This is a genomic window from Limnofasciculus baicalensis BBK-W-15, assembly GCF_024178385.1.
Classification (GTDB): domain Bacteria; phylum Cyanobacteriota; class Cyanobacteriia; order Cyanobacteriales; family Coleofasciculaceae; genus Limnofasciculus; species Limnofasciculus baicalensis.
On record NZ_JAMZMM010000393.1, the window covers coordinates 1 to 5,251 of the forward strand.

Annotated in this window: 4 protein-coding genes; all 4 read left to right on the forward strand. The window is 37.7% G+C overall.

Going from position 1 to position 5,251, the window contains the following annotated elements; translation table 11 throughout:
- Window positions 1-284 precede the first annotated feature (284 nt).
- Window positions 285-1,706 (forward strand): ABC transporter substrate-binding protein, encoded by a 1,422-nt coding sequence (locus tag NJ959_RS25140; RefSeq protein WP_254014494.1) that lies wholly within the window; start codon window positions 285-287, stop codon window positions 1,704-1,706.
- Window positions 1,707-1,733: 27 nt separating this feature from the next.
- Window positions 1,734-2,426, forward strand: coding sequence for a hypothetical protein (locus tag NJ959_RS25145; protein ID WP_254014495.1), 693 nt, complete (start codon window positions 1,734-1,736; stop codon window positions 2,424-2,426).
- Window positions 2,427-2,431: 5 nt separating this feature from the next.
- On the forward strand, window positions 2,432-3,445 hold the full coding sequence (locus NJ959_RS25150; RefSeq protein WP_254014496.1) for a DUF1822 family protein: 1,014 nt from the start codon (window positions 2,432-2,434) through the stop codon (window positions 3,443-3,445).
- Window positions 3,446-3,495: 50 nt separating this feature from the next.
- Window positions 3,496-5,251, forward strand: a 1,756-nt coding sequence (locus NJ959_RS25155) for an ABC transporter substrate-binding protein (protein WP_254014497.1), incomplete at its 3' end; no start/stop codon positions are given.

Below are 5,251 nucleotides of genomic sequence, written 5' to 3' on the forward strand. Positions count from 1 at the left end.
AGGAGTTAGGAGTTAGGAGTTAGGAGTAGCCCTTTCAGGGCGGCTACGCCAACGGTGTTAGGAGTTAGGAGTTAGGAGTTAGGAGCATTAATTGAATCAGAAGCCATTCACCCAGAAAAGGTCAAATCTCTTAGGCAAGAAAGCGATATTATTATCAGAGTTTTGGTAACTATCACGAAAAAAGTCAAGGGAAAACACCGTTGGCGTAGCCTGCGCGAAGCGCATACTCCTAACTCCTAACTCTGAACTCCTAACTCAACTACATTATTCTGTTTTAACTAGTCATGCAATACCAAAAAGAAACCAAGATTCTGACTATATCTCTAATCCTTACTGTTGGCATAGTTATTTTTGGGTACAAATCTGGACAAAAATTAACTAATCTCATGGCTAATAATCCACAGCTATCATCTGGAAATACCCAAGGAGATAGAATCAGTTTAGGAGAGACTATTTTAGTCAATAATGATATCAATAATGAAAAAAAAACCGGAGTTAAAGCCTTTGGTAATGGCAATTTTGCTGCGGCTATTACCCAACTAGAAGCATCGATCAAAGTCAATCGTAACAATCCAGAAACATTAATTTACCTCAATAATGCCAAAGCATTAAGTATCGGCAAAACTTGGGAAATTGCTGTCAGTGTTCCCATTGGTAGCAATCTGAATGTCGCTCAAGAAATACTACGTGGTGTCGCTCAGGCTCAAGATGAATTGAATCGCACGGGTGGTATTAATGGCAGAAGATTAGTAGTTGCGATCGCGAATGATGACAATAACCCAGAAATAGCGAAAAACATTGCTGCCGAGTTTGTCAAAGATACTGATATTTTAGCAGTAGTGGGGCACAATGCCAGTGATGTTTCCGCTGCTGCTGCCCAGATTTATCAGGATAAGTTGGTAATGATTTCCCCGACGAGTTTTGCTAAGAGTTTATCGGAAATTGCCACTCAAGCCAGTCAGGGTAATTATATATTTCGTACTGTCCCTAGTGTTGACTTTGTGGCAAATACTCTCTCCGATTATATGATTAAAACAGCTCATAAAAGCAAAGTTGCTATATGTTCTGATTCTCAAGCCGTAGATAATATGTCATTTAGTAATGAGGTTACCACTGCTATATATTCTGATGGGGGGAAGTCGATCAATATATCTTGTGATTTTTCTGAACGTAATTTTAACCCTCGCGCGGTAGTTGATCGAGCAATTAAAGCTGGAGCAGATAGTTTAATTTTAGCCCCCCATGTGGACAGAATTAACAAAGCTATCGAATTAGCACAAGCAAATAAAGGACAATTAGCACTATTTTCTTCTCCTACATTATATACATCCCAAACATTAGAGTATGGACAAGCAAATGTCATGAACATGGTACTAGCTGTTCCTTGGCATCCCGCAGCCATTTCCCGGAATTATTTTACTACTAATGCTGCTAACCTGTGGGGTGGACAAGTTAATTGGCGTACTGCTACAGCTTATGATGCTACTCAAGTAATTATTACTGGATTAAAGCAGGGAAATATCAGTCGTAGTGGATTGCAAAAAGTATTCTCTAATCCAGAATTTACCGCGAATGGTGCGACAGGGAAAATTGAATTTTTACCGACAGGAGATCGTAATGGTGCAGCGATATTAATTAAGGTGCAACCGAGTATTCAATCTCTTAATGGATATGAATTTGTACCTTTGAGCCAATCTGGTTTATAATTTTTTTGTATAATCCTGCCAAATTAAATGGATGAACAACTAAGAAAACTGATTGCAGAGGTTGCCAAACACCCTTCCCCAACTCCGGAGAGGCAAAAAGCAGTGAATCGACTACTAATTGCCATCCAACATTTACCTGGGTTAGCAAAATCTGCCCATCCTGACTATTTATATGCTTTGAATCGAACTTATAAGTGGATTTGCGAAAATATCCAAAACTTTGAGTCGCGTTCCCCCTCACTTCAAGCAAGTTTAGTACAATGGATCAATGGTTATCTCTACTGGCGAATTCACAACTTGTATGTGCCAGATAACCGTGCCCCACTTAGTTTTGATGAATTAGTTAGTGGAGAAGAAACAAGTAGACACTATTTAGAACATCTATCAGCAACAGGTATTAACGCCCCCAATTTGACTGGAATTGATGGATATATTGAACAACTTCAAACAGAGGAAACCGAGCGTATTGGTATCAGATTAAAACGGTATATTCAAGAAGACAGAAACGGAAGATTACGAAATTGCCATCCCCAACAATGTTCGGAATGCAACTGCCAATTACTCAGTCAGAGATTACTATTACAAGATCCTCCTGACAGATTAGCTACTCTAGCCAGAGAGTTTGATGTGAACTACCAAACTCTTAATAAACACTGGAAAAGAAGTTGTTTAAAACTTCTACAAGAAATTGCCATTAGCCTAGGATATCATTCAGATTGAGAGCCATGAATAACACAGAAATTTCTCTATTAACCATTCCACTAGGCAGAGAAGCCCATGACTTTGCTCGCAGATTTGCTGCTCAACAAGCTACAGTCCAAAAGGGTAAACGAGTTTACCTTAATACCTTGGCTGTTTACGCTGTCCATAGCTATATGAATTGGTTAGAAATTGAAACAAATCTAAATCAAAGTGATAGTTGGCATCCAGGAAACCAAGCTGTATTTGATATCGCTGATTTGGTTTTACCTGGTATTGGCAAGTTAGAGTGTCGCCCAGTTTTACCAGGAGAGACAGTCTTCTACTTACCCCCTGAAGTGACAGAAAACCGCATTGGTTATATTGGCATACAGTTTAGTGAAAGCCTCTCAGAGGTGCAGCTTTTAGGATTTGTTCCTCCTATTGATGCTATTAATCCGCCAGAGGAACTAAAGATTGCTGATTTTCAACCGCTGGATACTCTAATTGACCAAATCAATTATCTCAAAGAAGTGCCAAAAGAAAAGACTATAATCAAAGAAAATAGCCTTGAAATAAAATTCACCTATCCATTGAATTTAGTGAACTTAAGCGGTTGGTTTGAGAATATCTTTCAGAGAGGTTGGCAGAGTATGGAATCTCTTTTACATACAGCAAATTTAGCTTGGAGTTTTAGAGGAACAATTCAGTTAGGAGAAAAGAGATTTGATGATTCAGAAGTAATATTGAGAGGGGCTAAATTAATTGATTTAGGTATACAACTCGCTGGCTATCCAGTTGCTTTAGTCGTTACTATAATACCGGAAACTAATCAAAAAACTCACATAATTATACAGGTTCATCCAACTGTTTCTGTAACTTATCTGCCCCCTTCTATTCGGCTAACCGTTTTCGATGAATCTGGGGTAAAATTCTTGGAAGCTGAAGCGAGAAATGCGGATAATTTTATTCAGTTACAGTTTAGCGGTAATGTGGGAGAACATTTCACTGTCGAAGTAGGTTTAGGTGTTGCCAGTATTAGAGAAGATTTTGTAATTTGATAAAATTCACTGTCGTGGGGCTATCTTGGTAATACTGATGAGAAAGAGTCATGGGTAAATTCGTTATTTTTCAATTTCTAAATGGTAGTTTTGAACAGGGTTTTCCTGTTAGAGTAAGAATTGGGGAAGATGGTGCTAGCCATTCCATAGAAAGTAGCGGTAGTCTCCCACCAGCACCGGAAATTATCCAAAACTACCGTCGCTGGCAAGACATTTATTTTAACTTAGGGTTTTATCTCGGATTACCATTTCGCTTAGAAGCACCAGCGGCACAGGTAACTAATTATTCCATCCAAGACTGCAATAACGCCGCTCAATTGGTGCGCCATAGCCTGAATAATTGGCTGAAATCTGAGTCATTTATATCCCTCCGTGAAATAGTACTACTTACGTTAAAAGCCGATGATGAAATTAGGATATTTATTGAGTCTACGAACCAGCAAATACAACGATTACCATGGCATTTGTGCGATTTATTTCAGTATTTTTCTCACTCAGAACTTGTCTTAAGTATTTTAGATACTATAGAAAAAAAAGAAAAATTATATCCTAAAACAAAAGTCAAAATACTAGGGATTTTTGGTAGTAACCAAGGAATTGATGTCGGACAAGATGAAGTGTTATTGAGGCAGTTACCTAACTCAAAACTAACTTTCTTAGTCAAGCCACAGCATCAACAACTAAATGACCATTTATGGGAACAAAGCTGGTCAATTATATTTTTCGCTGGGCATAGTTCCAGTCAAGACAATCATGAAGGGCGGTTTTATATCAATGATACTGAATACTTAACTATTGAAAATTTGAAATATGCTCTAAAAAAAGCCAAAGTAAATGGATTAAAACTGGCGATTTTTAACTCCTGTGATGGGTTGGGTTTAGCACAAGCTTTAGCGGATTTACATATTCCGCAAATAATTGTAATGCGAGAACCTGTTCCGGATCAAATAGCCCAGGCATTTCTGAGGTATTTTCTTCAAGCATTTGCTAAAAATCAATTATTTCATTTAGCAGTACGACAAGCCAGAGAAAGACTACAAGGTTTAGAGAGTCAATTTCCTTGTGCAACTTGGTTGCCGATTGCTTACCAAAATCCCTCTGAAAAGCCACTGAAGTGGAAAGATTTGTATGACGATCTTATCAGAGTAAGGATAGCAATTACTAGTATAGGGTTCTTTGCTATTTTTGCGATCGCTATTTTAATCTTCTATTCTGCAATGGGAATGAATAATTCTAAAAATAGGATTAGTTTAGGGGATAAAATTTTATTAGATTCAGTCACAAATTCTTATAAGGAAGCTGGAATAAAAGCTGTAGCTGATAAAAATTTTGCACTTGCTATTAACAAGTTTCAAAAATCACTCGAAATAACCCGCAACGATCCAGAAACTTTAATTTATCTAAATAATGCAAAAATTGGCAATAGCAAGGCTTTAAACATTGCTGTCAGCGTTCCGATTGGTAGCAATATAAATGTAGCTCAAGAAATACTAAGGGGAGTAGCCCAAGCTCAAAATGAAGTAAATCAGCATGGTGGCATTAATGGGATGGGATTGAAAATTGCGATCGCTAATGATGATAATAACCCAAAGATTGGCAAGAAACTGGCTACAGAGTTTGTCAAAAATCCCACTATTTTAGCTGTAGTTGGACATAATGCTAGTGATGTTTCTCTTGCTGCTGCTGAGATTTATCAGGGTCAACTGGTGATGATATCACCGACTAGCTTTGCTAAGACTTTATCTGTAGTTCATAATAAAAATAGAGATAGCAAATCTCTAGTTGAAAATATCATTAATACTATTC